Source organism: Burkholderia sp. Tr-862 (genome assembly GCF_011753085.1).
In the GTDB taxonomy this organism is placed as follows: Bacteria; Pseudomonadota; Gammaproteobacteria; order Burkholderiales; family Burkholderiaceae; genus Burkholderia; species Burkholderia ambifaria.
Map to the genome: position 1 here is coordinate 13,232 of NZ_VWWG01000071.1, position 20,381 is coordinate 33,612.

21 protein-coding genes and 1 pseudogene are annotated in these 20,381 nt (G+C 67.7%); 11 read left to right on the plus strand and 11 right to left on the minus strand.

The window, feature by feature from the left end:
• Positions 1–21: 21 nt before the first annotated feature.
• Positions 22–462, minus strand: a complete 441-nt coding sequence (gene hpaR / locus F3J14_RS19490; RefSeq protein ID WP_006754041.1) for a homoprotocatechuate degradation operon regulator HpaR — start codon at positions 460–462, stop codon at positions 22–24.
• A gap of 152 nt (positions 463–614) precedes the next feature.
• Between hpaR and F3J14_RS19495 the strand changes: the two genes are divergently transcribed.
• Genes F3J14_RS19495 through hpaI form a run of 7 tightly spaced genes read left to right on the plus strand, consistent with a single transcriptional unit; the run spans position 615 to position 6,509 of the window.
• Entirely contained in the window at positions 615–1,304 is a 690-nt protein-coding gene (locus F3J14_RS19495; protein ID WP_166724405.1) for a fumarylacetoacetate hydrolase family protein, read from the plus strand.
• Positions 1,301–2,065, plus strand: a complete 765-nt coding sequence (locus tag F3J14_RS19500; protein ID WP_166724406.1) for a fumarylacetoacetate hydrolase family protein — start codon at positions 1,301–1,303, stop codon at positions 2,063–2,065. The genes F3J14_RS19495 and F3J14_RS19500 overlap by 4 nt, the downstream gene beginning before the upstream one ends.
• Before the next feature lie 22 nt (positions 2,066–2,087).
• On the plus strand, positions 2,088–3,551 hold the full coding sequence (gene hpaE / locus F3J14_RS19505; RefSeq protein ID WP_166724407.1) for a 5-carboxymethyl-2-hydroxymuconate semialdehyde dehydrogenase: 1,464 nt from the start codon (positions 2,088–2,090) through the stop codon (positions 3,549–3,551).
• 48 nt (positions 3,552–3,599) lie between these two features.
• Entirely contained in the window at positions 3,600–4,448 is an 849-nt protein-coding gene (hpaD, locus tag F3J14_RS19510; RefSeq protein WP_166724408.1) for a 3,4-dihydroxyphenylacetate 2,3-dioxygenase, read from the plus strand.
• A gap of 29 nt (positions 4,449–4,477) precedes the next feature.
• Entirely contained in the window at positions 4,478–4,870 is a 393-nt protein-coding gene (locus F3J14_RS19515) for a 5-carboxymethyl-2-hydroxymuconate Delta-isomerase (protein ID WP_166724409.1), read from the plus strand.
• A gap of 19 nt (positions 4,871–4,889) precedes the next feature.
• A complete protein-coding gene (gene hpaH / locus F3J14_RS19520) occupies positions 4,890–5,693 on the plus strand; it encodes a 2-oxo-hept-4-ene-1,7-dioate hydratase (RefSeq protein ID WP_166724410.1) in 804 nt (267 codons plus the stop codon).
• A gap of 12 nt (positions 5,694–5,705) precedes the next feature.
• Positions 5,706–6,509 carry a 4-hydroxy-2-oxoheptanedioate aldolase gene (hpaI, locus tag F3J14_RS19525; protein ID WP_166724411.1) on the plus strand — a complete coding sequence of 268 codons (804 nt, stop codon included), beginning with the start codon at positions 5,706–5,708 and terminating at the stop codon, positions 6,507–6,509.
• A gap of 161 nt (positions 6,510–6,670) precedes the next feature.
• On the opposite strand, the gene F3J14_RS19530 is transcribed toward hpaI, so the two are convergent.
• Positions 6,671–7,459, minus strand: coding sequence for a helix-turn-helix transcriptional regulator (locus F3J14_RS19530; protein WP_166724412.1), 789 nt, complete (start codon positions 7,457–7,459; stop codon positions 6,671–6,673).
• 94 nt (positions 7,460–7,553) lie between these two features.
• Between F3J14_RS19530 and F3J14_RS19535 the strand changes: the two genes are divergently transcribed.
• A complete protein-coding gene (locus F3J14_RS19535; RefSeq protein WP_166724413.1) occupies positions 7,554–7,805 on the plus strand; it encodes a hypothetical protein in 252 nt (83 codons plus the stop codon).
• A gap of 46 nt (positions 7,806–7,851) precedes the next feature.
• The gene (locus tag F3J14_RS19540; RefSeq protein WP_166724414.1) at positions 7,852–8,817 is read left to right on the plus strand and encodes a zinc-binding alcohol dehydrogenase family protein; all 966 of its coding nucleotides are present in this window, start codon (positions 7,852–7,854) and stop codon (positions 8,815–8,817) included.
• A gap of 66 nt (positions 8,818–8,883) precedes the next feature.
• On the opposite strand, the gene F3J14_RS19545 is transcribed toward F3J14_RS19540, so the two are convergent.
• The 4 genes from F3J14_RS19545 to F3J14_RS19560 all read right to left on the minus strand — a co-directional run bounded on the left by F3J14_RS19545 (position 8,884) and on the right by F3J14_RS19560 (position 14,190).
• A complete protein-coding gene (locus F3J14_RS19545; protein ID WP_166724415.1) occupies positions 8,884–9,975 on the minus strand; it encodes a porin in 1,092 nt (363 codons plus the stop codon).
• A gap of 181 nt (positions 9,976–10,156) precedes the next feature.
• The gene (locus F3J14_RS19550) at positions 10,157–11,224 is read right to left on the minus strand and encodes an ABC transporter ATP-binding protein (RefSeq protein ID WP_105785132.1); all 1,068 of its coding nucleotides are present in this window, start codon (positions 11,222–11,224) and stop codon (positions 10,157–10,159) included.
• Positions 11,217–12,989 carry an iron ABC transporter permease gene (locus F3J14_RS19555; RefSeq protein WP_166724416.1) on the minus strand — a complete coding sequence of 591 codons (1,773 nt, stop codon included), beginning with the start codon at positions 12,987–12,989 and terminating at the stop codon, positions 11,217–11,219. Before F3J14_RS19555 ends, F3J14_RS19550 begins: the two co-directional genes overlap by 8 nt.
• Before the next feature lie 100 nt (positions 12,990–13,089).
• Positions 13,090–14,190: an ABC transporter substrate-binding protein gene (locus F3J14_RS19560; protein ID WP_166724417.1), complete on the minus strand. Its 1,101-nt coding sequence runs from the start codon at positions 14,188–14,190 to the stop codon at positions 13,090–13,092.
• A gap of 124 nt (positions 14,191–14,314) precedes the next feature.
• Here F3J14_RS19560 and F3J14_RS19565 point away from each other — a divergent pair, with 124 nt between their 5' ends.
• Together F3J14_RS19565 and F3J14_RS19570 are read left to right on the plus strand one after the other, a co-directional pair.
• On the plus strand, positions 14,315–14,989 hold the full coding sequence (locus F3J14_RS19565; RefSeq protein WP_006758976.1) for a response regulator: 675 nt from the start codon (positions 14,315–14,317) through the stop codon (positions 14,987–14,989).
• Positions 14,986–16,377, plus strand: coding sequence for a sensor histidine kinase (locus tag F3J14_RS19570; protein WP_166724418.1), 1,392 nt, complete (start codon positions 14,986–14,988; stop codon positions 16,375–16,377). The genes F3J14_RS19565 and F3J14_RS19570 overlap by 4 nt, the downstream gene beginning before the upstream one ends.
• 76 nt (positions 16,378–16,453) lie before the next feature.
• On the opposite strand, the gene F3J14_RS19575 is transcribed toward F3J14_RS19570, so the two are convergent.
• The 5 genes and pseudogenes from F3J14_RS19575 to F3J14_RS19595 form a co-directional block, all read right to left on the minus strand.
• Positions 16,454–17,422: a quinone oxidoreductase gene (locus F3J14_RS19575; protein WP_166724419.1), complete on the minus strand. Its 969-nt coding sequence runs from the start codon at positions 17,420–17,422 to the stop codon at positions 16,454–16,456.
• A gap of 47 nt (positions 17,423–17,469) precedes the next feature.
• Complete coding sequence (locus tag F3J14_RS19580; RefSeq protein WP_166724420.1) at positions 17,470–18,036, minus strand: TetR/AcrR family transcriptional regulator; 567 nt, start codon at positions 18,034–18,036, stop codon at positions 17,470–17,472.
• A 115-nt stretch (positions 18,037–18,151) separates the two neighbouring features.
• Positions 18,152–19,018 carry an MOSC N-terminal beta barrel domain-containing protein gene (locus F3J14_RS19585; RefSeq protein ID WP_166724421.1) on the minus strand — a complete coding sequence of 289 codons (867 nt, stop codon included), beginning with the start codon at positions 19,016–19,018 and terminating at the stop codon, positions 18,152–18,154.
• A gap of 90 nt (positions 19,019–19,108) precedes the next feature.
• Positions 19,109–20,065: an ABC transporter substrate-binding protein gene (locus F3J14_RS19590; protein ID WP_166724422.1), complete on the minus strand. Its 957-nt coding sequence runs from the start codon at positions 20,063–20,065 to the stop codon at positions 19,109–19,111.
• 37 nt (positions 20,066–20,102) lie between these two features.
• A pseudogene (locus F3J14_RS19595) lies at positions 20,103–20,381 on the minus strand (cytochrome c); the annotation flags it as partial.

Consider the following 20,381-nt stretch of genomic DNA (forward strand, 5'->3'; position numbering starts at 1 on the left):
GCGGCCCGGTGACGGCAGGCGCTACGACGCGTTGCCGAGCTCGATCAGCCGATCGAGCGCACGGTAGACGTCGTCGAGGCCGTCCTGGCCGAAACGCGCTTCGAGCTGACGGTACTGCTCGTCGATGCGCGGACCGATTTCGGTCACCAGTTTCCTGCTTTGCGGCGTCAGGCTCACCAGCAGCCGGCGCTGATCCTCCTGCGCGCGCGTGCGCGTAATCAGGCCGTCGCGTTCCATCCGTTCCAGCACGCCCGTCAGACTCGGGCTCAGGATGCAGCAGCGGCGCGCGATCTGTCCCGCTTCGAGCGCATGCGCCGGCTCGCCGTCGAGCACGCGGATGATCCGCCATTGCTGTTCGGTCAGCGCGAATTCCTTGAGAATGGGGCGGAACAGGCCCATCAGCGTTTCGCGAGCCTCGAGCAGCAGCATGGCCAGGTTGCGATGGTCGAGCGTACGGTTCATCGGGGTGGGGAATGGACGGGGACGCATCAATCTTAACAGCCGATGGTGACGAATTTCGTGAATCAGGGTAATCGAGGTTGTCAGCGCACGATTGTTTACTTAAGATGTTAAGTATTGACGATGCGCCGCGACGCGCGGCAGGGGAATGACGCATGGAGCTGTCTTGCAGGACCGCCGCGGCGCCGCCGCTGCCGGTCGCCATCGGTACCGTCTACGGCGCGCTGCTCAACGAGCGCGCGGCACTCGACGCGCTCGGCGACGCCGTGCACGCGCCGCCTTACGGCCGCCCGCCCCAGGCGCCGATCCTGTATATCAAGCCGGCCAACACGCACGCAGCGGACGGCGCGGCCGTCGTGGTGCCGGCCGGTGTCGATGCGCTGGAGATCGGTGCGTCGGTGGCCGTCGTGTTCTCGCGGCGCGCGACGCGCGTGCCGGTCGGGCAGGCGCTCGACTACGTGCACGGTTTCACGCTCGCGAGCGACGTGTCGGTGCCGCATCCCGACTACTACCGTCCCGCCGTGCGCTTCAAGTGCCGCGACGGCTTTTGCCCGCTGGGTCCCATGATCGTGCCGGCGGCGGTGCTTGCCGATGTCGACGCGATCGGCCTGACCGTGCGGATCGACGGCGACACTGCGGTGTCCGCGTCGACGGCCACGCTGATTCGCCCGGTGCGCGAACTGATCGCCGACGTGACGGCCTTCATGTCGTTCGACGCGGGCGACGTGCTGCTGCTCGGCGTCGCGGGCGGTGCACCGCGCGCCCGCGCGGGCAGCACGATCGAGATTACGGCCGCGGGCATCGGCACGTTGCGGCATACGCTGATTGCGGAGGACGCACGATGAAGACGGCACGCGTGATCTACAACGGCGCACTGCATGCGGCCGAGCCGGCCAGCGACGGCGCGATCCGGCTCGACACGGGGCGCGTGCTGGCCGAGGACGACGTGACGTGGCTGCCGCCCGTCGCGCCGCGCACGACGTTCGCGCTCGGTCTGAATTACGCGGACCACGCGAAGGAACTCGCGTTCAAGGCGCCGAGCGAGCCGCTGATCTTCCTGAAGGGGCCGAACACGTTCATCGGCCACCGGTCGCGCACCGTGCGCCCGGCGGATGCGACGCACATGCACTACGAGTGCGAACTGGCCGTCGTGATCGGCCGTCCGGCGCGCAACGTGAGCCGTGCGCAGGCGATCGACCACGTCGCCGGCTACACGGTCGCGAACGACTACGCGATCCGCGACTATCTCGAGAACTACTACCGCCCGAACCTGCGCGTGAAGAACCGCGACACCTGCACGCCGCTCGGCCCGTGGTTCGTCAGCCGCGACGAGATCGGCGATGCGGGCGACCTGATGCTGCGCACGACGGTAAACGGCCAGGAGACGCAGCGCGGCAGCACGCGCGACATGATCTTCGATGTGCCCGCGCTGATCGAGCACATCAGCGGCTTCATGACGCTCTCGCCGGGCGACCTGATCCTGACCGGCACGCCGGAAGGGCTCGCGGACACGAAGCCGGGCGACGAGGTCGTGACGGAAATCGAAGGGATCGGCCGGCTCGTGAACACGATCGTCGGCGAAGCAGACTACTATCGCGCCGGCTGAGCCCGTCGCCCAAGGAGAGCACATGACCATCAAGCACTGGATCGACGGCCGCGAAGTCGAGAGCCGCGAGACCTTCACGACGCTGAACCCCGCGACGGGCGACGTGATCACCGACGTCGCGTCGGCCGGCGAGGCCGAAGTCGACGCGGCCGTGCGCGCGGCGAAGGCAGCGTTCCCGAAGTGGGCGAACACGCCCGCGAAGGAGCGTGCGAAGCTGATGCGCAAGCTCGGCGAGCTGATCGAGAAGAACGTGCCGATGCTCGCCGCGCTCGAGACGCAGGACACCGGCCTGCCGATCGCGCAGACGAGCAAGCAGCTGATTCCGCGCGCATCCGAGAACTTCAACTTCTTCGCGGAAGTGTGTGTGCAGATGAACGGCCGTACCTATCCGGTCGACGACCAGATGCTGAACTACACGCTGTACCAGCCGGTCGGTGTGTGCGCGCTGGTGTCGCCGTGGAACGTGCCGTTCATGACCGCGACGTGGAAGACGGCGCCGTGTCTCGCGCTCGGCAACACGGCCGTGCTGAAGATGTCGGAGCTGTCGCCGTTGACGGCCGACCAGCTCGGCCGGCTCGCGCTCGAAGCCGGCATTCCGCCGGGTGTGCTGAACGTCGTGCAGGGTTACGGCGCGACCGCCGGCGATGCGCTGGTGCGCCATCCGGACGTGCGCGCGGTGTCATTCACGGGCGGCACGGTCACGGGCAAGCGGATCATGGAACGCGCGGGCCTGAAGAAGTATTCGATGGAGCTCGGCGGCAAGTCGCCGGTGCTGATCTTCGACGATGCCGATTTCGACCGCGCGCTCGACGCGTCGCTGTTCACGATCTTCTCGATCAACGGTGAGCGTTGTACTGCTGGCTCGCGGATCTTCGTACAGCGAACGATCTACGATCGTTTCGTGCAGGAATTCGCGCGGCGCGCGAACAATCTGGTGGTTGGCGACCCGTCCGATCCGGCCACGCAGCTCGGCGCGATGATCACCCGCCAGCACTGGGAGAAGGTGACCGGCTACATCCGGATCGGCGAGCAGGAGGGCGCACGCGTGGTCGCGGGCGGCGCGGACAAGCCGGCGGGCCTTGCGGGCCATCTGCGCAACGGCAACTTCGTGCGGCCGACCGTGTTCGCGGACGTCGACAACCGGATGCGCATCGCGCAGGAAGAGATCTTCGGGCCGGTCGCGTGCCTGATCCCGTTCGACGACGAAGAAGAAGGGCTGCGGCTCGCGAACGATACCGCCTACGGGCTCGCGTCGTACATCTGGACCCAGGACGTCGGCAAGGTGCATCGTCTCGCGCGCGGCATCGAGGCCGGGATGGTGTTCGTGAACAGCCAGAACGTGCGCGACCTGCGCCAGCCGTTCGGCGGCGTGAAGGAGTCGGGCACCGGACGCGAGGGCGGCGAGTACAGCTTCGAGGTGTTCGCGGAAATCAAGAACGTGTGCATCTCGATGGGTTCGCATCACATTCCCCGCTGGGGCGTGTAACGGCGCGGGTCGTTGCGCCGCTAGAACGAACGATACGGAGACTCAACGATGGGCAAACTGTCCCTCGCCGCGAAGATCACGCACGTGCCGTCGATGTACCTGTCGGAACTGCCCGGCAAACATCACGGCTGCCGCGACGCGGCGATCCGCGGTCATCGGCTGATCGGCGAGCGCTGCCGCGCGCTCGGCGTCGACACGATCGTCGTGTCGGACGTGCACTGGCTCGTCAACGCCGGCTACCACGTGAACTGCAATGCGAAGTTCGCGGGCACCTATACCAGCAACGAGCTGCCGCATTTCATCCGCGACATGCAGTACGCGTATCCGGGTAATCCGGCGCTCGGCCGCCTGATCGCCGAGACGGCCAGCGCGCGCGGGATCGCGACGCGCGCGCACGAGATCGACAGCCTCGAACTCGAATACGGCACGCTCGTGCCGATGCGCTACATGAACGCCGACCAGCACTTCAAGGTCGTGTCGATCGCCGGCTGGTGCATGTGGCATCAGCTCGACGAGAGCCGCCGCTTCGGCGAGGCACTGCTCGAAGCGATCGAGAAGAGCGATTCGAACGTCGCGTTCCTCGCGAGCGGCTCGTTGTCGCATCGCTTCAACGACAACGGCAGCCCCGAGGAGTCGATCCACCAGATCAGCCGCGAATTCTTCCGGCAGGTCGACCTGCGGGTGGTGGAGCTGTGGAAGCAGGGCGATTTCAAGACCTTCTGCGCGATGCTGCCCGAGTACAACGTGCATTGCCACGGCGAAGGCGGCATGCACGACACGGCGATGCTGCTCGGCCTGCTCGGCTGGGATCGCTACGACAAGCCCGTCGAGATCGTCACCGACTATTTCGCGAGCTCGGGCACCGGGCAGATCAACGCGATCTTCCCGCTCGCCTGAGCGCCGCATCACCTTTCCGGAGCGTTGCCATGCCACACATCGTCGTCGAATACACCGCGAACATCCGCGACGACGCGCGCATCCCCACGCTGCTGCGCACGATCAATGCAACGCTGATCGCGCAGGGCGGCGTGTTCCCGACGGGCGGCATCCGCTCGCGCGCGATCGAGCTGCAGGATTACTGCGTCGCCGATGGCACCGGGGACGACGCGTTCGTCCACGTGACGCTGAAGATCGGCTCGGGCCGCAGCGACGAGACCAAGAAGGCTGCGTGCGACGCGCTGTTCGACGCGATCAAGGCGCATTTCTCGGAGCTGTACGCGAAGCGCTATCTGGCGCTGTCGATGGAGCTGACCGAGTTCAGCGAAAGCGGCTCGTACAAGCACAACAACATTCACGCCCGCTACAAGCGGGCCGGCTGAACCCATTCCCGATCCGACCATGCTCGAACCCGCCATCATCGACCAGCTCGCACGGCGTCTGAACGACGCGGAGCGCGAGCGCACGCAGATCCGCCAGATCTCGCTCGACCATCCCGACATCACGATCGACGACGCGTATGCGATCCAGCGCGCGTGGGTGGCCCTGAAGCTCGCGGAAGGACGCACGCTCAAGGGGCACAAGATCGGCCTCACATCGAAGGCGATGCAGAACACGTCGCAGATCGACGAGCCCGATTACGGCGCGCTGCTCGACGACATGTTCTTCGACGACGGCGGCACGATCCCGACCGGGCGCTTCATCGTGCCGCGCGTCGAGGTCGAGCTCGCGTTCGTGCTCGGCAAGCGGCTCACGGGCCCGAACTGCACGATCTTCGACGTGTATGACGCGGTCGACTACGTGGTGCCGGCGCTCGAGATCATCGATGCGCGCAGCCAGTCGATCGATCCCGATACGAAGCGGCCGCGCAAGGTGTTCGACACGATCGCCGACAACGCGGCGAACGCGGGCGTCGTGATCGGCGGGCGGCCCGTGCGGCCGCAGGACGTCGACCTGCGCTGGGTCGCGGCGATCATGTCGCGCAACGGCGTGGTCGAGGAAACGGGCGTCGCGGCCGGCGTGCTGAACCATCCGGCCAATGGCGTCGCGTGGCTGGCGAATCGGTTGTCGCGATTCGGCGTCGCGCTGGAACCGGGGCAGATCGTGCTCGGCGGCTCGTTCACGCGGCCGTGCGCGGCGCGCCAGGGCGACACGTTCAGCGTCGACTATGGCCCGCTCGGAACGATCCAGTGCTACTTCGAGTGAGGTGAGCGAGCGATGCAGATTCCGTCCAATGTCTTCAAGGCCGCGCTCGCGCGCGGCGACGCGCAGCTCGGGCTGTGGCTCGGCCTCGCGAATCCGTACAGCGCCGAAGTCGTCGCGGGCGCCGGTTTCGACTGGCTGCTGATCGACGGCGAGCATGCGCCGAATACGGTGCCGACGATCCTCGCGCAGTTGCAGGCGATCGCGCCGTATCCGTCGCATCCGGTCGTGCGCGTGCCGTGGAATGATCCGGTGATCGTCAAGCAGGTGCTCGATCTCGGCGCACAGACGCTGCTCGTGCCGATGGTGCAGAGCGCGGACGAAGCGCGCGCGGCGGTGGCCGCGACGCGTTATCCGCCGCACGGGATTCGCGGGGTCGGCAGTGCGCTCGCGCGCGCGTCGCGGTGGAATCGCGTCGGCGATTACCTGCACCGCGCGAACGACGAGATGGCCGTGCTCGTGCAGGTCGAGACACGCGCGGGGCTCGATGCGATCGATGCGATTGCGCGGGTCGAAGGCGTGGACGGCGTGTTCATCGGGCCGGCCGACCTGGCGGCCGATCTCGGGCATCTCGGCAATCCGGGGCACCCGGACGTGCAGGCCGCGATCGACGGTGCGATCCGCACGATCAAGGCGGCCGGCAACGCGCCGGGCATTCTGAGCGCGGATGAGGCGGCGGCGCGGCGGTATCTGGAAGCGGGGGCGCTGTTCGTCGCGGTAGGCGTCGATACGACGCTGCTGGCGAGGAGTGCGCAGGCGCTGGCGGCGCGGTTCAAGGGGAAGGGCGAGGCCGTGAAGATGGGCGACGGGACGTATTGACGACGCAGCGGCGAGCTGGCCGACGCGATGCTCGACGCCGCGCGTCACTTGCAATGAGCGCGGCGCGCGCCGCTTCGCACGAGAACGGCAGGTCGTCGCATGTTGAATACCTGCCTGCCTGTCGCACACGGTGGGTGCGCTTCATTCAAGCATAGGGTCCCTTAACCCGCTCGCCGTCCCGCTTCCCCATACTTTCCCGGCGTCGTCCCCATCGCCCGCCGGAACATGTCGATGAATGCGCTCACGTTGTCGTAGCCGAGATCGAGCGCGATCGTCGTGACCGGCACGCCGTCGGCGATTTTCTCCAGCGCCCGCAGCAGCCTTGCCTGCTGACGCCATTGCGCGAACGTCAGCCCCGTCTCGGCGACGAAGCGTCGGCTCATCGTTCGCGCGCCGATGCCGGCCCAGTCGGCCCATTCCTCCAGCCGCCGGTTGTCCGCGAGATCCATCGCAAGCGCATCGGTGATCTTCATCAGCCGCGCGTCCTGCGGGCGGACCAGTCCCAGCGCTTCGACCTTCGACGACACGATTTCATCGAGGATCACGTCGGCGATCCGCGTCTGCCCGGCACCCAGTTCCGAACTCCCCCAGCTGGCCGCGCGCTGCACGGCTTCGCGCAGCAACGGCGTCGTGCGGATCGCGCGTGGCGTGTCGGGCAATGCCGCGCAGCGCGCTTCGGCGACGAACGCCGACCAGCCGGAAATAGGCCCGAACGAGCGCAGCGAATGCCGGCAATGCGGCGGAATCCAGATTGCATGGATCGCCGGCACGACCCACTCCTGATCGTCGAGGCCGATCGTCACCAGCCCGCTCTGCGCGCCGACCAGCTGGCCGCGCGGATGCGTGTGCGCCGGGGTCACGCGCGGGTCGCGCTGCGTCAGCACGGCGGCGACGACGAACGGGCCGTCGTCGGACGCGACGAGGTGGGCGGGCAGCAACGGATCGGACATGGCTGGATTTCGGTATCGAATGGCTTTTATACCGGAGATCGGCCCGTGTTGCACGCCTACACTGCCTCATCGACCACCACTGGAGGACTGCACGATGCGAGCCGAACACCTTCTCCCCGACCACGCCGACCGAATCGAGGCCGGCGGAACGACGATCCGCAAGGGCACCGTCGGCGCGTTCCTGGCCAACGCGCGTGTGCTGACCGATCCGCACACGGCACCCGCGGACCGCTCGCGCGCGGAAGCCGACACGATCGATGCATTGCCCGCGCTGCGCGCGCTCGGCCTGTTCGACGTGCTGGAAGTCCGCGATCCCGCGCTGCGTGCGTGGCTCGCCGCGCAATGATGCCCGCTCGAACAGTCGATCGAGCACGCCGTTTCAAGGAGACAGCATGAAAGCCGCAGTCGTGAAGGGCGCGGGCGAAAGCCCCGTCTATATGGAATTCGACGTGCCGCACGCGATGCCGGGCCACCATCCGGTCGTCATGAGGGCATCCGCGTTGAGCCGGCTCGCGCAGGGGCGCGCGTCGGGCACGCATTATTCGTCGGGAAGCGGCTATCCGTTCGTCGTCGGCGTCGACGGCGTGGGCCGGCTCGACGACGGGCAGCGCGTCTATATTTTCGGCGCCCCCGCGCCATTCGGCACGATGGCCGAGCGCACGATCGTGCCCGACGCCCAGTGCGTGCCGCTGCCGGACGGGCTCGACGACGTCACGGCCGCGGCGATCGCGATTCCCGGGATGTCGTCGTGGGCGGCGCTGATCGAACGCGCGTGCTTCGTCGCGGGCGAGACGGTGCTCGTCAACGGTGCGACGGGAACGTCGGGCCGGCTCGCGGTGCGGATCGCCAGGCATCTCGGCGCAGCGAAAGTGATTGCGACGGGCCGCAACGCGGTTGCGCTGGAGGCATTGCGGAGTGCCGGCGCGGACGCCGTCGTGTCGCTGCAGCAGGACGATGCGCATCTGGCGCGTGCGCTCGAACCGCATTTCCGCGCCGGGGTGGACGTGGTGCTCGACTATCTGTGGGGCGCCAGCGCGCACGCGTTGCTGATCACGGCTGCGAGGGCGGCGCCCGACGGCCGGCGGCTGCGCTTCGTGCAGATCGGCTCGATGGGCGGTGCGGACGTGCTGTTGCCGGGGGCCGTGCTGCGGGCGACGGCGATCGAACTGATGGGCAGCGGCCTCGGCAGCGTGTCGCCGGCGGGGCTGCTCGCCGCCGTGCGCGGCGTGTTCGCCTCGGCCGGGCCGGCACGGTTGACGATCGAGACGCGTGCGGTGCCGCTGTCGGCGGTCGGCGAACACTGGAACGATGCGAACAGTCTCGTGCGCCCGGTGTTCACGATGCGCGACGGTGCGTGATCGGCATCGTCTCGCATCGCATCGCAGGGCGGAGGCGGGCGGCGATGCCTGCCTCCGCCCGCGCCGTCAGAACCGCTGCTGAATCCCCGCCGTCACACCGACCTGCGTGGTGCCATACCCATTGAAATCACGCGACACGCCGACCTTCTGCCCATGTTGCGCGATCGCGAACGCGCCGGCCGCGTACAGCACCGTGCGCTTCGACAGTGCATAGTTCGCCCGCACCGACACCAGCGTCGGATCCGCATCCGTGCCGCCCTTGATGTTCTGGTGATAGACGGCCGCGATCAGCGAGAACGTCGGCGTGAACTGGTACGACCCACCGACCCAATACATGTCGCTCAGCTGGTTCGCCGCGCTCGTATGATACGTGCGCCGATAGTTGCGATAACCGGCCATCGTCTTCAGGTTGCCGAAGTCGTAGCTCAGGCCCGCATGGATGCCCTGGATGTAGTTGACGGTATCGGCCGGCGTGACGCTGTCGGCCGCGCCGTTCTGCCGGTCGAACGTGACCACCGCCGCGAACGGGCCGGTCTCGTAACCGAGCGCGAAGTCGTACTTCGAGCTGGTCTTCACGCTGCCCGGCACGTTGCCGAAGCCGTACAGCGCGCCGAACTTGAAGCCGCCGAATTCGCCGTCGTAGCGCACGGCGTTCGACGAACGCGTGAAGAGGCCGTCCTTGCGGCCGCCGGTCGCCATCGACGACGTCGCCCACGAGTAGTTCTGCGCGTAACCCATCGGGTCGAACGGCAGCATGTAGTCGTAGGTGACGGTGAAGTTGCGGCCGAGCGAGACTTCGCCCCACTTGCCTTTCAGGCCGACCGTCGCGCGGCGCGCGAAGATCGAGTCGGGGCCGTCGTCGGACGCGCCGTTCGCGAGATCGATTCCGCTTTCGAGGCGGAACACGGCCTTCAGCCCGCCGCCGAGGTCCTCGGTGCCGCGCAAGCCCCAGCGCGACGTGTTCTTGTTGCCGGATTTCAGCTTGAACGAATTGCCGCCGTCCGGCGCCGCATGGTTCGTATATTCGATGCCGGCATCCATGATCCCGTACATCGTGACCGACGACTGCGCGTGCGCGGCGCCTGCCGCGAGGCCGGCGACGGCAGCCGAGCCGGTAAGGATAGCAGTGCGAATCGAACGTTCTGCGCGTGACTTCATTGACGGTGTCTCCTTGTTTGTTGTGGGTTAGGTGAAACGGATTGGGGTAAAACGAATTCGCAGGGATACGCAGCGCGCGGCACGCCACGGCGGACGCCGTGAAGCGTCCGCCGATCCTGAGTCGAAACGGGATGCGCGCTGGAATGCTGGCGCGGCGGCGCGCAGGCCGTCGCGCCTGGGGTCAGCCCGCTTTCGCGAACGCCCAGCAGTCGTTGGCCGGGAATTCGATCCAGTGCGTGCCGGCCGCGCGCGGCACGTGGCCGAACGCGCGCAGGCGCATCTCGCCGCAATGGAACAGGTATTCCCAGCGGTCGCCGAGATACATCGACGTGACGAGGTCGGCCTGCAGCCGGTTCGCGCCCGGGCCGTCGGCGACCTGTACGCGTTCGAGGCGGATCACGGCCTGCGCGTCCTGGCCCGGCGCGAACGTGTCGCGGGCGAGCGCCTGCAGCTCCCAGCCGTCGCCGGCGAGCGTCACGCGTTCGCCGTCGACGGCCGCGACGCGTGCGTCGATGCGGTTGTTGCTGCCCATGAATTCGGCCGTGTACAGCGAGCGCGGCGCGCCGTACAGCTCGGCCGGCGTGCCTTCCTGCTCGATGCGCCCGTTGCGCAGCAGCAGGATGCGGTCGGACATCGCCATCGCTTCGGTCTGGTCGTGCGTCACGCAGAGCGCCGACAACCCGAGCGACACGATCAGCTCGCGCAGCCATGCACGCGCTTCCTCGCGCAGCTTCGCGTCGAGGTTCGACAGCGGCTCGTCGAGCAGGATCACCGGCGGGTTGTAGACGAGCGCGCGCGCAATCGCGACACGCTGCTGCTGGCCGCCCGACAACTGGTGCGGAAAGCGTTCGGCGAGATGGCCGAGGCCGAGCTGGTCGAGCGCGGCCTGCACGCGGCGCTTCTGTTCGGCCGGCGCCACGCGGCGCAGCTTGAGCCCGTAGCCGACGTTGTCGGCGACGGTGCGATGCGGCCACAGCGCGTACGACTGGAACACGAGGCCGAGCGAACGCTGTTCGACGGGCAGGTCGACGTGCCGCGCGCCGTCGAAGAACACGCGGTCGTCGAGCTGGATGCGCCCGTCGGACGGCTGTTCGAGGCCAGCCACCGCACGCAGCAGCGTGGTCTTGCCGCTGCCCGACGCGCCGAGCAGGCACACGACTTCGCCGGCCTTCAGTTCGAACGACACGCCCTTGAGGATCGGGTTGGCGCCGTAGCTGAGATGCAGGTCGTCGACGATGAGCTTATCCATGAAGTTTCACTCCGAAGCGCAGGGCCACGCCGAGACCGGCGCCGACCATCGCGATGTTGATGACAGAGAGCGCGGCGACCTGGTCGACGGCGCCGGTCGCCCACAGCGACACGAGCAGCGCGCCGATCACTTCGGTGCCGGGCGACAGCAGATAGACGGCGGTCGAGTATTCGCGCTCGAAGATCATGAAGATCAGGAGCCACGCGGCGAGCAGGCCGAAGCGCACGAGCGGCAGCGTCACGTCGAGCGACACGCGGCTGCGCGTCGCGCCGACGCTGCGGCCGGCTTCCTCGAGTTCCGGGCCGACCTGCAGCAGTGCGCTCTGGATGAGCCGCATCCCGTACGCGAGCCACACCACCGTGTACGCGATCCAGATGCTCCACATCGAGTTCTTCAGCTCGCGCAGGCCCGGGACGAACAGGAAGATCCACAGGAACGCGAGACCGGCGAGCAGGCCCGGCACCGCGCGCGGCAGCAGCACGAGGTAGTCGAGCAGTTTCGTCGCCCAGTCGTTGCGACGATGGCCGGCGAACGCGACGAGCGAGTAGAAGCCGATCGCGAGCGCGCCGCCGATCACGCCGATGCCGAGCGTGTTGACGATGGCGCGCACGAGGTTGTCCTGTTCGAACAGCTCGATGAAGTTCGCCAGCGTCAGCACTTCGGCGAGCGCGACGCCTTCGCCCCAGTTGGTCACGAACGCGCGCAGCACGATGCCCGAGATCGGCACGATCACGGTCAGCATCAGCCACAGCGCGACGATCGCGAGCGCGATCCAGCGCCACACGCCGAGCGGCAGCACCGTCGAGCGGCCGGCCTTGCCCTTCACTGTGACGAAGCGGTTCGCCGTCTTCAGCAGGCGGCGCTGCAGCAGCACGAGCGGGAACGTGATCGCGACGATGCACACCGCGACCGCGGCCATCAGGTGATACGACGGCACGCCGAGCTTGTTGGTCAGCTTGTACAGGTAGGTCGCGAGCACGAGGTGGCCTTCCGGATCGCCGAGCACGAGCGGCAGCCCGAACACCTCGAAGCCGAGGAAGAACACGAGCACGCCGGCGAACAGCAGCGCGGGCATCGTCATCGGCAGGCTCACGTCGAGCGCGACGCGGAACGGGCGGGCACCCGTCACGCGCGCCGCTTCCTCGACGTCCGAGCCGAGGTTGCGCAGCGCGGCCGACGAGTACAGGTACACGTGCGGCACGTGCGTGAGGCCGACGATCACCGTGATCGCGAAGATCGAGTACACGTTCCAGGGCACGTTCTGCACCCCGAACAGTTCCTTGAACCACACCGAGTAGAAACCGACCGGGCCGGCGGCGACCACGTAGCCGAACGCGAGCACCATCGGCGACACGAACACCGGCGTGAGCAGCAGCGGTTCGAGCCAGCGGCGGCCGGGCAGGTCGGTGCGGACCATCAGGAACGCGAGGATGCCGCCGAGCGGGATCGAGATGAACAGCATCCCGCCGGCGATGATGAACGAGTTCTTCACGGCCGACCAGAAGTCCGGGTCGGTGAAGATGAAGCGGAATCCGTCGATGCCGAGCGTCTTGTTCGCGTCGAAGAACGGGGCGGACAGCAGGCTCTGGAACAGGATGAAGCCGAGCGGCAGCGCGACCGCGACGGTCAGCACCGCGACGACGATCCAGCGCAGCATGCCGGCGAGCGGCTGCAGGCCGTTGGCCTGCAGCGCGGGAATCGCGCCGTCCTGGCCGGTGGAGGGCGGAACGGCCGGCGCCGTTCCGCGTGTGCTGGTTGAAAGCATGAGTTCACCCCTGCGGCCATCCGGATGGCCGCCTCTAGGAAGTCGGTAAGGGGAAGGGGCCGCCCGCGCGCGGTGCGGCGGGCGGCCCGAGGTCAGCGGATCAGCGCTTGATCGCCAGCTGCCATTGCTTCAGGAACGCGAGCCGCTTCGACTGGTCGAGGTAGACGAGCAGGCCGGTGCCGATCTGGATCGGCTTCAGCGAATCGCCGAGTTCCTTCGTGAGGCTCGCGGCCGACGTTTCGCCGGTCACGTCCGTGCGGATCGCGTACAGGTTCGCCTGGTTCGCGATCAGCGTCTGGCCGCGCTGGGACAGCAGGTAGTCGACCCACAGCTTCGCGGCGTTCGGGTTCTTCGCCTTCTTCGAGATCGTGGCCAGGCGGCTCACGACCTGGGTGTAGTCCTTCGGAAACACGTAGCCGATCGACTTGTCCTTCTTCGCCTTCGCGTAGGCATACGAGCCGATGATGTTGTAGCCGATCAGGTTCTCGCCCGACGAAATCCGCTCCATCATCGCGCCGGTGCTCGACTGCAGCTTCGGGCCGGTCGCGCCGATCGCCTTCACGAGCTCCCACGTGACCTTCTCGTTCACGTGCGCATCCTGCGTCAGGTAGTTGAAGCCGACCCCCGACTTCTCGATGTCGTAGGTCGTGACCTTGCCCTTGAACTTGTCGGATTGCGTGGTGAGCAGCTTGATCAGGTCGGCGCGCGCCTTCGGCACCTCGTTCTCGGGGATCAGGCGCTTGTTGTAGACGATCGCGAGCGGCTCGAACGTCGTGCCGTACGCCTGCTTCTGGTATTGCGCCCATTGCGGCACGTTCGGGCTTTCGGGCGAATCGTACGACGCCATCAGGCCGTCGTTGACGAGCTTGACCTGCAGGTCCATCGCGGAGCTCCACAGCACGTCGGCGCTGGTGCTGCTGGCCGCGTTCTCGCTGATGTAGCGGTTGTACAGCTCGGTGCTGTTCATGTCGTTGTACTCGACCTTCACGCCGTACAGGCTTTCGAAGTCCTTGATCAGCGGACGCACGAGGCCCGTGTCGGTCGTCGAGTAGACGATCAGCTTGCCTTCCTTCTTCGCGGCGTCGACGACACCCTGGTAGTTACCCGGATATCCGGCCGGAACCTGCGCGACGGCAGCGCCGGCGGCGGTGCCCAGGACGATCGCCAGCGCGGCGGCGAGCTGTTTCGGTGCAAACGGCATTGTCTTCCTCCAGTTGTGCGTGTGTTGTTCGAGTGACGCGGATGTTAATTGCGACGCACTTTCAGCCCGCTTTCATTTCGGTTCACAATAGCGTCCTTTGTGTCATGGATTTCCCGAGGTCCCCATGCGTGTGCTGCTCGTCGAAGACAATCCGAACCTGGCCCAGTCGCTGAACGACGCGCTGAGCGCCGCGCGCTTCGCGGTCGATCACATGGCGGACGGGGAGGCGGCGGATCACGTGCTGCGCACGCAGGATTACGCGCTGGTAATCCTCGATCTCGGGCTGCCGAAGCTCGACGGGCTCGAGGTGCTGCGGCGGCTGCGCGCGCGCCGCAATCCGGTGCCGGTGCTGATCCTCACCGCGCACGGCTCGGTCGAGGACCGCGTGAAGGGGCTCGATCTTGGGGCCGACGATTATCTGGCGAAACCGTTCGAGCTGACCGAGCTGGAGGCGCGCGCCCGCGCGCTGATCCGGCGCAGCCTCGGCCACGAGCATTCGCGGGTCGAATGCGGGCCGCTTTCGTATGACAGTATCGACCGCGGCTTTCACCTCGCCGGCGAACCGCTGTCGCTCACGCCGCGCGAGCGCTCGGTGCTCGAGGTGCTGATCCTGCGCAACGGCCGCGCGATCAACAAGGAGACGCTGTCGGAGAAGATCTTCGGGCTCGACGAGTCGGTCAACGCGGATGCGATCGAGATCTACGTGTACCGGCTGCGCAAGAAGCTGGAGAACACCGGTGTCGCGATCGTCACGCTGCGCGGGCTGGGTTATTTGCTCGAAGCGAAGGCCGTGGAATGACCCGTCCGAACCTGCGCACGCAGGTCGCGCTGTGGCTGCTGTTGCCACTGCTCGGGCTGCTCGCGCTCGACTCGTGGCTCACGTACCAGCGCGCGATGAGCGCCGCGCACGTCGCGTTCGACCGCACGCTGTCGTCGTCGCTGAAGTTGATCCGCGAAGGCGTGCGCCTCCACGAAGGCGAGATCGAGGTCGACCTGCCGTATCTCGCGCTCGAGATGTTCGAGTCGGGCGACGGCGGCAAGATCTACTACCTGATCCGCGCGGACAACGGCCATACGATCACCGGCTATCCGGACCTGCCGCTGCCGCAGGGCGACGGCGCGCTGTTCGTCACGCGCTACTACGACGTCATGTATCGCGGCGATCAGTTGCGCATGGCCGCGTTGCGCGTGCCGGTGCACGACGTGCCGACCGCGCAGACGCGCATCGTCTGGGTGATGGTCGGCGAGACGATCGAGGCGCGCCAGGCGCTCGCGCGCGAGATACTGGTGGGCTCGCTGCTGCAGGAGGGGCTGCTCGTCGTGCTCGCGCTCGGGATCGTGTGGCTCGGCGTCGGGCGCGGGCTGCGGCCGCTGAACCGGCTGTCGGCAACGGTCGCCGCGCGCAGCGACGGCGATCCGACGCCGCTCGACACCGGCGGCATGCCGAGCGAACTCGCGCCGCTCGTCGAGTCGATCAACCAGTACATCGGTCGCACGCAGCGGATGCAGGTCGCGCGGCGGCGCTTCTTCGCGGACGCGGCCCATCAGCTGAAGACGCCGCTCGCGGCCGTGCAGGCCGGCGTCGAGCTGGCGCTGCGACCGGCCGAGCAGCCGCGCGTGAACGTGCATCTGCGGCGCGTGAACGGCGCGGTGCGGCAGGCCGCGAAGATCGTCCAGCAGCTGCTGTCGCTGTCGCGGCTCGATTCGGACAGCGGCCAGGCGGTCGCGCACCAGCCGGTTGCGCTGCACCGGCTCGCGCGCAGCGTGACGCTCGACTGGTCGCCCGTCGCGCGCTCGCGCGACATCGACCTGGGTTTCGAGCACGAGGCCGATGTCGACGTGCTCGGCCAAGCAGACCTGCTCGGCGAAATGATCGGCAACCTGATCGACAACGCGATCCGCTATTCGGGCGATCGCGCGGTGATCACGGTGCGCGTGTCGCGCGACGGCGAGCATGCGCGGCTCGACGTGATCGACAACGGGCCGGGCATTCCGGCCAGCGAGCGCGACGCGGTGTTCGAACGCTTCCATCGCGGCAGCAAGACGCAGACGGTCGAAGGCACGGGGCTCGGGTTGTCGATCGTGCGGGAGATCGCGCGCGTGCATCAGGGCAGCGTGACGCTGGCCGATGCGCACGGCGGCGGGTTGGTGGTCACGGTGCGGCTGCCGGCGGCGAGCCATCGTTAGAAACGGTTTCAAGACGCGTCGTGGCCGTTCCGGCCGAGTGCGGGCGCGCGGCCTGCCGACCGGGCGTCCCCGCCATTCACGGCTTCAGCAGCAGCTTGCCGATGGACGTGCGGCTTTCCATGTCGGCATGCGCGTGCGCCACATCCGCCAGCGGGTATTCGCCACCGATCCGGACCGCGAGCCGGCCTTCCGCGATCCAGTCGAACAGCCGCGCCGAGTGCGCGCGGAGCAGTTCGGGCGTGTAGATATGATCGAAGAAGGTCGTATAGCCGATCTTGATGCTCCTCGGCAGGCTCATGAGGTCGATCGGCCCCGGCCCGCCGAGCACCGGACCGTACCAGCAGAAGGTTCCCGAGCGGCGCAGCACGTCGAGCGATCCCTGGAAGGTCTTCGGCCCGGAGCCGTCGTAGACGACGTGCACGCCTTCGCCCTTGGTCAGTCGCAATGCCTTCGCGGCGAACCGCCCGCCGGTATCGACGATCACATGATCCGCGCCCGCTTCCCTGGCCGCGGCGACCTTGTCTTCGGACGAGACGCGACCGATCACATGGCCGCCTCGCAGCTTGATGATCTGCGTCAACAGCAGGCCCAGGCCGCCGGCAGCCGCGTGGACGAAAGCGACGTCGCCCGGCTGCACGGGATAGAAGTCGGTTGCGAAATGGCTGGCGGTGAGACCCTGCATCATCACGGCGGCGGCCGTGCGATCGTCGACCGTGTCCGGAACCGGCACCAGCGACGTGGCGGGGATCGCGATCTGCTCCGCATAGCTGCCGGGCGCGTAGGCCCACGCGACGCGCTGGCCGGGTTCGATGCCCTCGACGCCGTCGCCGACCGCCAGGACCCGGCCCGCGCCTTCGACGCCAAGAATCTTCGGGTTGGGCCACCCGGTCCAGGCCATGCCTTGTCGCACGCCGATGTCCATGAAGTTGACGCCTGCGAAGGCGATCTCGACCAGCGCCTCGCCCGTACGCGCCACCGGGGCAGGGCGCTCGATCTGCTCCAGCATGTCGCGGCCGCCGATGCCGTTCATCACAATGGCTTTCATGATTTACCTCATTATTGAATGATCATTCATTAATTGGCCAAAAAAAACTACCGCAGCGCCCGCAGCGTCATGTCGGCCAACGCGGTCAGGCTCGCGTGGTCGGCGCCGCCGCGACCGGCGACGCGTATGCCGGTGATGTTCGCGATCAGGAACTGGGCGGTTGCTTCCGGGACGAGGCTGGCGGCCACGTCGCCTTCGCGCTGCGCATCGCGGACCCGGGCCGCGATCGCGGCGATCAAGCTGTGGGCCAGTACCGCATGGATCTCCGCGAGCTCGGGGCGGGACGCGCCGAATTCGTAGATCGAAATCGTGCCAAGACAGGGCTGGGCGGCCGTCTCGACCACGCGGCGAAGCAACGCGCCGATCCCGTCGATCGCGCGTGCGCCGCTGCGCAGCGCGTCGAAGTGCGCAGCGCATTCGCCCATCCCGTAGCGGCGCACGGCCGACAGGTAAAGCTGCCATTTGTCGCCGAAGGCCGCGTAGAGGCTCTGCCGCCCGATGCCCATCGCGCTGACGAGCATCTGGGCCGAGCTGCCCTCGAACCCATGCTCGCTGAAAACGGCGATCGCGCCATCAAGCGCTGCGTCCGTGTCGAATTCCCTTGGTCTTGCCATGAGCGGACTATATCAATTCAGGAACAATCGTTCAATAAAATTGTTGATGGAGAGCCGAAGGCTTGATCTGCCGGAGCGTGTGCACGCATGTCCGGCAGTCGTCATGGTGGGTCGCTTAGTCGCCGAACCCGATCTCCGCTTCGACCGATTGCCCGACCTCGAGCCACGCGCCCGCGCCTTCGACGACGATCGCGTTGATGCCGAACGTCAGCGCATTGTCGTAGTTCGGGTTCGCGCGATAGGTCTGCATCGTGTCGGTCGGCTCGTGCGGCCAGTCCGGGTTCGGCGCACCGGTCACCTGGTCGATCGTCGGCATCGGGCAGCGCGTGCACAGCTTCACGAGCCGCAGCCGCACGGGCGTCTCGCCGTCGGCGTCGAGATGCTCGAGGAAATCCTCTTCATACGCGTCGAGATCCGACACGACGATGTTCGGGCGGAAGCGGTTCATCGGGATCGCCGGCACACCTTTCGCGACGAGCTTCGCGTTCAGGTCGTCGAGCGACGACTGGCCGATCACGAGCAGCGGATAGCCGTCCGCGAACTGCGTGTGCGTATCGATGTCGCCGGTCCATTTGCGGTTGCAGCCGCGGCGCGCGTCCGCACCGAAGCGCGCGAGCTTCAACGGCACGCCGAGGAATTCGGTGAGCCACGCAGCCGTTTCGGCGCCCGTGTCGATCGCGTCGACGGTGTCGCGCCAGACGGTCGCGGCCATCTTCGGCGTGGCGGGCGTCGCGTCGCCGTCGAGCGGCGTGCGGATCTCCGGCATGCCCGGCGCGTTCAGCACGAGCGCATCGCTGTCGAGCGCGGTGCGGATCAGCGCGAGGCGCGGGTGCGTGCGCTGCGTGATCATCATCCCGTCGGGGGTGGTGATCAGCCAGTGGCGATCGTATGCGAGGCCCGTTTCGAGCAGTTGCGCACGCGGCAGCGCGATGCCGGCGCAGGACTTGATCGGGTAGACGAAGAGTTCGGAGATGGCTGGCATGACGCTGGCTGAAAGGCGGGATGATCGAATCGCGATTGTGCCAGATCGTGCGAAAACCGTTCGGGCGGTTGTACGCCGCCGCGCGGCCGGTTACGCGAGCGCAAAGCCGAGGTCGAAGGTCGTGCGCACGTCGAGCGGCTGGCGCAGCAGCCCGGCCTTCAGGTAGAAGTCGGCCGTGCGCTGTTGTCCGGCGATCACCGTCGCGTCGATCGGCTGCCAGCGCGTGTTGCGGCGCTCGAACTGCAGCTTCGCGGCCGCCGGCGGGATGCCGATGATGCGCGCGAGCGCCGCGGAATACGCGTCGACGTGCCGGTACGACCAGACCTGCGCGCGCACGACACGTTGCAGGAAGTCGCGCAGCACGTCGTGCTTCGACGCGATCGCCGCGTCGGTCGCCGCGACGTAGCTGAGGCCCGACCACAGGCCCCGGCCGTCGACGAGCACGCGCGCGCGGCCGCTCGTTTCGGCGAGCGCCGTATAGGGTTCCCAAGTTGCCCACGCATCGATCGATCCGGTTGCGAGCGCAAGCATCGTGTCGGCCGGCGGCAGGAAGCGGAACGATACGGCGTCCGGCGGCAAGCCGGCCGCGTCGAGCGCCTTCAGCGTGACGAAATGGCCGATCGAGCCGCGCGTGGTGCCGATGCGCTTGCCTTTCAGGTCGGCGGCGTCTTTCAGCGTGGCGTCGGGCCGCACGAGCACGGCGGTGCCGTACGGGTCGGAGCGGTTCGCGGCGATCACCTTGATGCGGGCGCCCGACGCGAGCGCGAAGATCACCGGCGCGTCGCCGATCGGCCCGCAGTCGACGGCTCCCGCGTTCAGCGCTTCGGCCAGCGGTGCGGCGGCCGGGAATTCGGTCCACGCGATGTCGTACGCGAGGCCGTTCAGTTCGCCGGCCGCTTCGAGCAGCGCGCGCAGCCCGCCTTTCTGGTCGCCGGCCCTCAGCAGCGGCCGCGCGCCCGATTGCGCATGGAGCGCGGCCGGGGCGACGGTGAGGGTGGTGGCGAGGGCGCTTGCTTGCGCGAGGAAGTGACGTCGGGTCGGGTTCATCGTGAGGTTCTGTCGAGCGGGGAAACGGTTCGGGGATTCAGTGCGGGAGCCCTGCTTGCACGTCGCGCACGGGTTCGGCATCGACGCGCAACAGCAGTGCGGTCAGCGGATCGGCGTTCGCGGCGGCTGCCGGCGCGCGTGCGGGCGCATCCGAGCGGCACAGCAGGTCGGATGCCGACCAGCCCGTGCTGCCCGGCAATGCGCGCGCACGCAGCCAGCCGCGCCGGTCGGCGAGCAGTTGCGTGCCGCCGAACGCATCGGGCGGCACGCCCGCGATCGTCGCGAACGCTTGCCAGGCATCGGGCGTCGACGCGAC

What these genes read in the sequence shown, in the direction of transcription:
- F3J14_RS19540 (WP_166724414.1), top strand. Translation starts at nt 7,852, where the DNA reads ATGAAAGCCGCAGTCGTGAAGGGCGCGGGCGAAAGCCCCGTCTATATG.
- F3J14_RS19590 (WP_166724422.1), bottom strand. Translation starts at nt 20,065, where the DNA reads ATGAACCCGACCCGACGTCACTTCCTCGCGCAAGCAAGCGCCCTCGCC.
- F3J14_RS19500 (WP_166724406.1), top strand. Translation starts at nt 1,301, where the DNA reads ATGAAGACGGCACGCGTGATCTACAACGGCGCACTGCATGCGGCCGAG.
- F3J14_RS19550 (WP_105785132.1), bottom strand. Translation starts at nt 11,224, where the DNA reads ATGGATAAGCTCATCGTCGACGACCTGCATCTCAGCTACGGCGCCAAC.
- F3J14_RS19545 (WP_166724415.1), bottom strand. Translation starts at nt 9,975, where the DNA reads ATGAAGTCACGCGCAGAACGTTCGATTCGCACTGCTATCCTTACCGGC.
- F3J14_RS19530 (WP_166724412.1), bottom strand. Translation starts at nt 7,459, where the DNA reads ATGTCCGATCCGTTGCTGCCCGCCCACCTCGTCGCGTCCGACGACGGC.
- hpaD (WP_166724408.1), top strand. Translation starts at nt 3,600, where the DNA reads ATGGGCAAACTGTCCCTCGCCGCGAAGATCACGCACGTGCCGTCGATG.
- hpaE (WP_166724407.1), top strand. Translation starts at nt 2,088, where the DNA reads ATGACCATCAAGCACTGGATCGACGGCCGCGAAGTCGAGAGCCGCGAG.
- hpaH (WP_166724410.1), top strand. Translation starts at nt 4,890, where the DNA reads ATGCTCGAACCCGCCATCATCGACCAGCTCGCACGGCGTCTGAACGAC.
- F3J14_RS19565 (WP_006758976.1), top strand. Translation starts at nt 14,315, where the DNA reads ATGCGTGTGCTGCTCGTCGAAGACAATCCGAACCTGGCCCAGTCGCTG.
- hpaI (WP_166724411.1), top strand. Translation starts at nt 5,706, where the DNA reads ATGCAGATTCCGTCCAATGTCTTCAAGGCCGCGCTCGCGCGCGGCGAC.
- F3J14_RS19560 (WP_166724417.1), bottom strand. Translation starts at nt 14,190, where the DNA reads ATGCCGTTTGCACCGAAACAGCTCGCCGCCGCGCTGGCGATCGTCCTG.
- F3J14_RS19585 (WP_166724421.1), bottom strand. Translation starts at nt 19,018, where the DNA reads ATGCCAGCCATCTCCGAACTCTTCGTCTACCCGATCAAGTCCTGCGCC.
- F3J14_RS19535 (WP_166724413.1), top strand. Translation starts at nt 7,554, where the DNA reads ATGCGAGCCGAACACCTTCTCCCCGACCACGCCGACCGAATCGAGGCC.
- F3J14_RS19515 (WP_166724409.1), top strand. Translation starts at nt 4,478, where the DNA reads ATGCCACACATCGTCGTCGAATACACCGCGAACATCCGCGACGACGCG.
- hpaR (WP_006754041.1), bottom strand. Translation starts at nt 462, where the DNA reads ATGAACCGTACGCTCGACCATCGCAACCTGGCCATGCTGCTGCTCGAG.
- F3J14_RS19570 (WP_166724418.1), top strand. Translation starts at nt 14,986, where the DNA reads ATGACCCGTCCGAACCTGCGCACGCAGGTCGCGCTGTGGCTGCTGTTG.
- F3J14_RS19580 (WP_166724420.1), bottom strand. Translation starts at nt 18,036, where the DNA reads ATGGCAAGACCAAGGGAATTCGACACGGACGCAGCGCTTGATGGCGCG.
- F3J14_RS19555 (WP_166724416.1), bottom strand. Translation starts at nt 12,989, where the DNA reads ATGCTTTCAACCAGCACACGCGGAACGGCGCCGGCCGTTCCGCCCTCC.
- F3J14_RS19495 (WP_166724405.1), top strand. Translation starts at nt 615, where the DNA reads ATGGAGCTGTCTTGCAGGACCGCCGCGGCGCCGCCGCTGCCGGTCGCC.
- F3J14_RS19575 (WP_166724419.1), bottom strand. Translation starts at nt 17,422, where the DNA reads ATGAAAGCCATTGTGATGAACGGCATCGGCGGCCGCGACATGCTGGAG.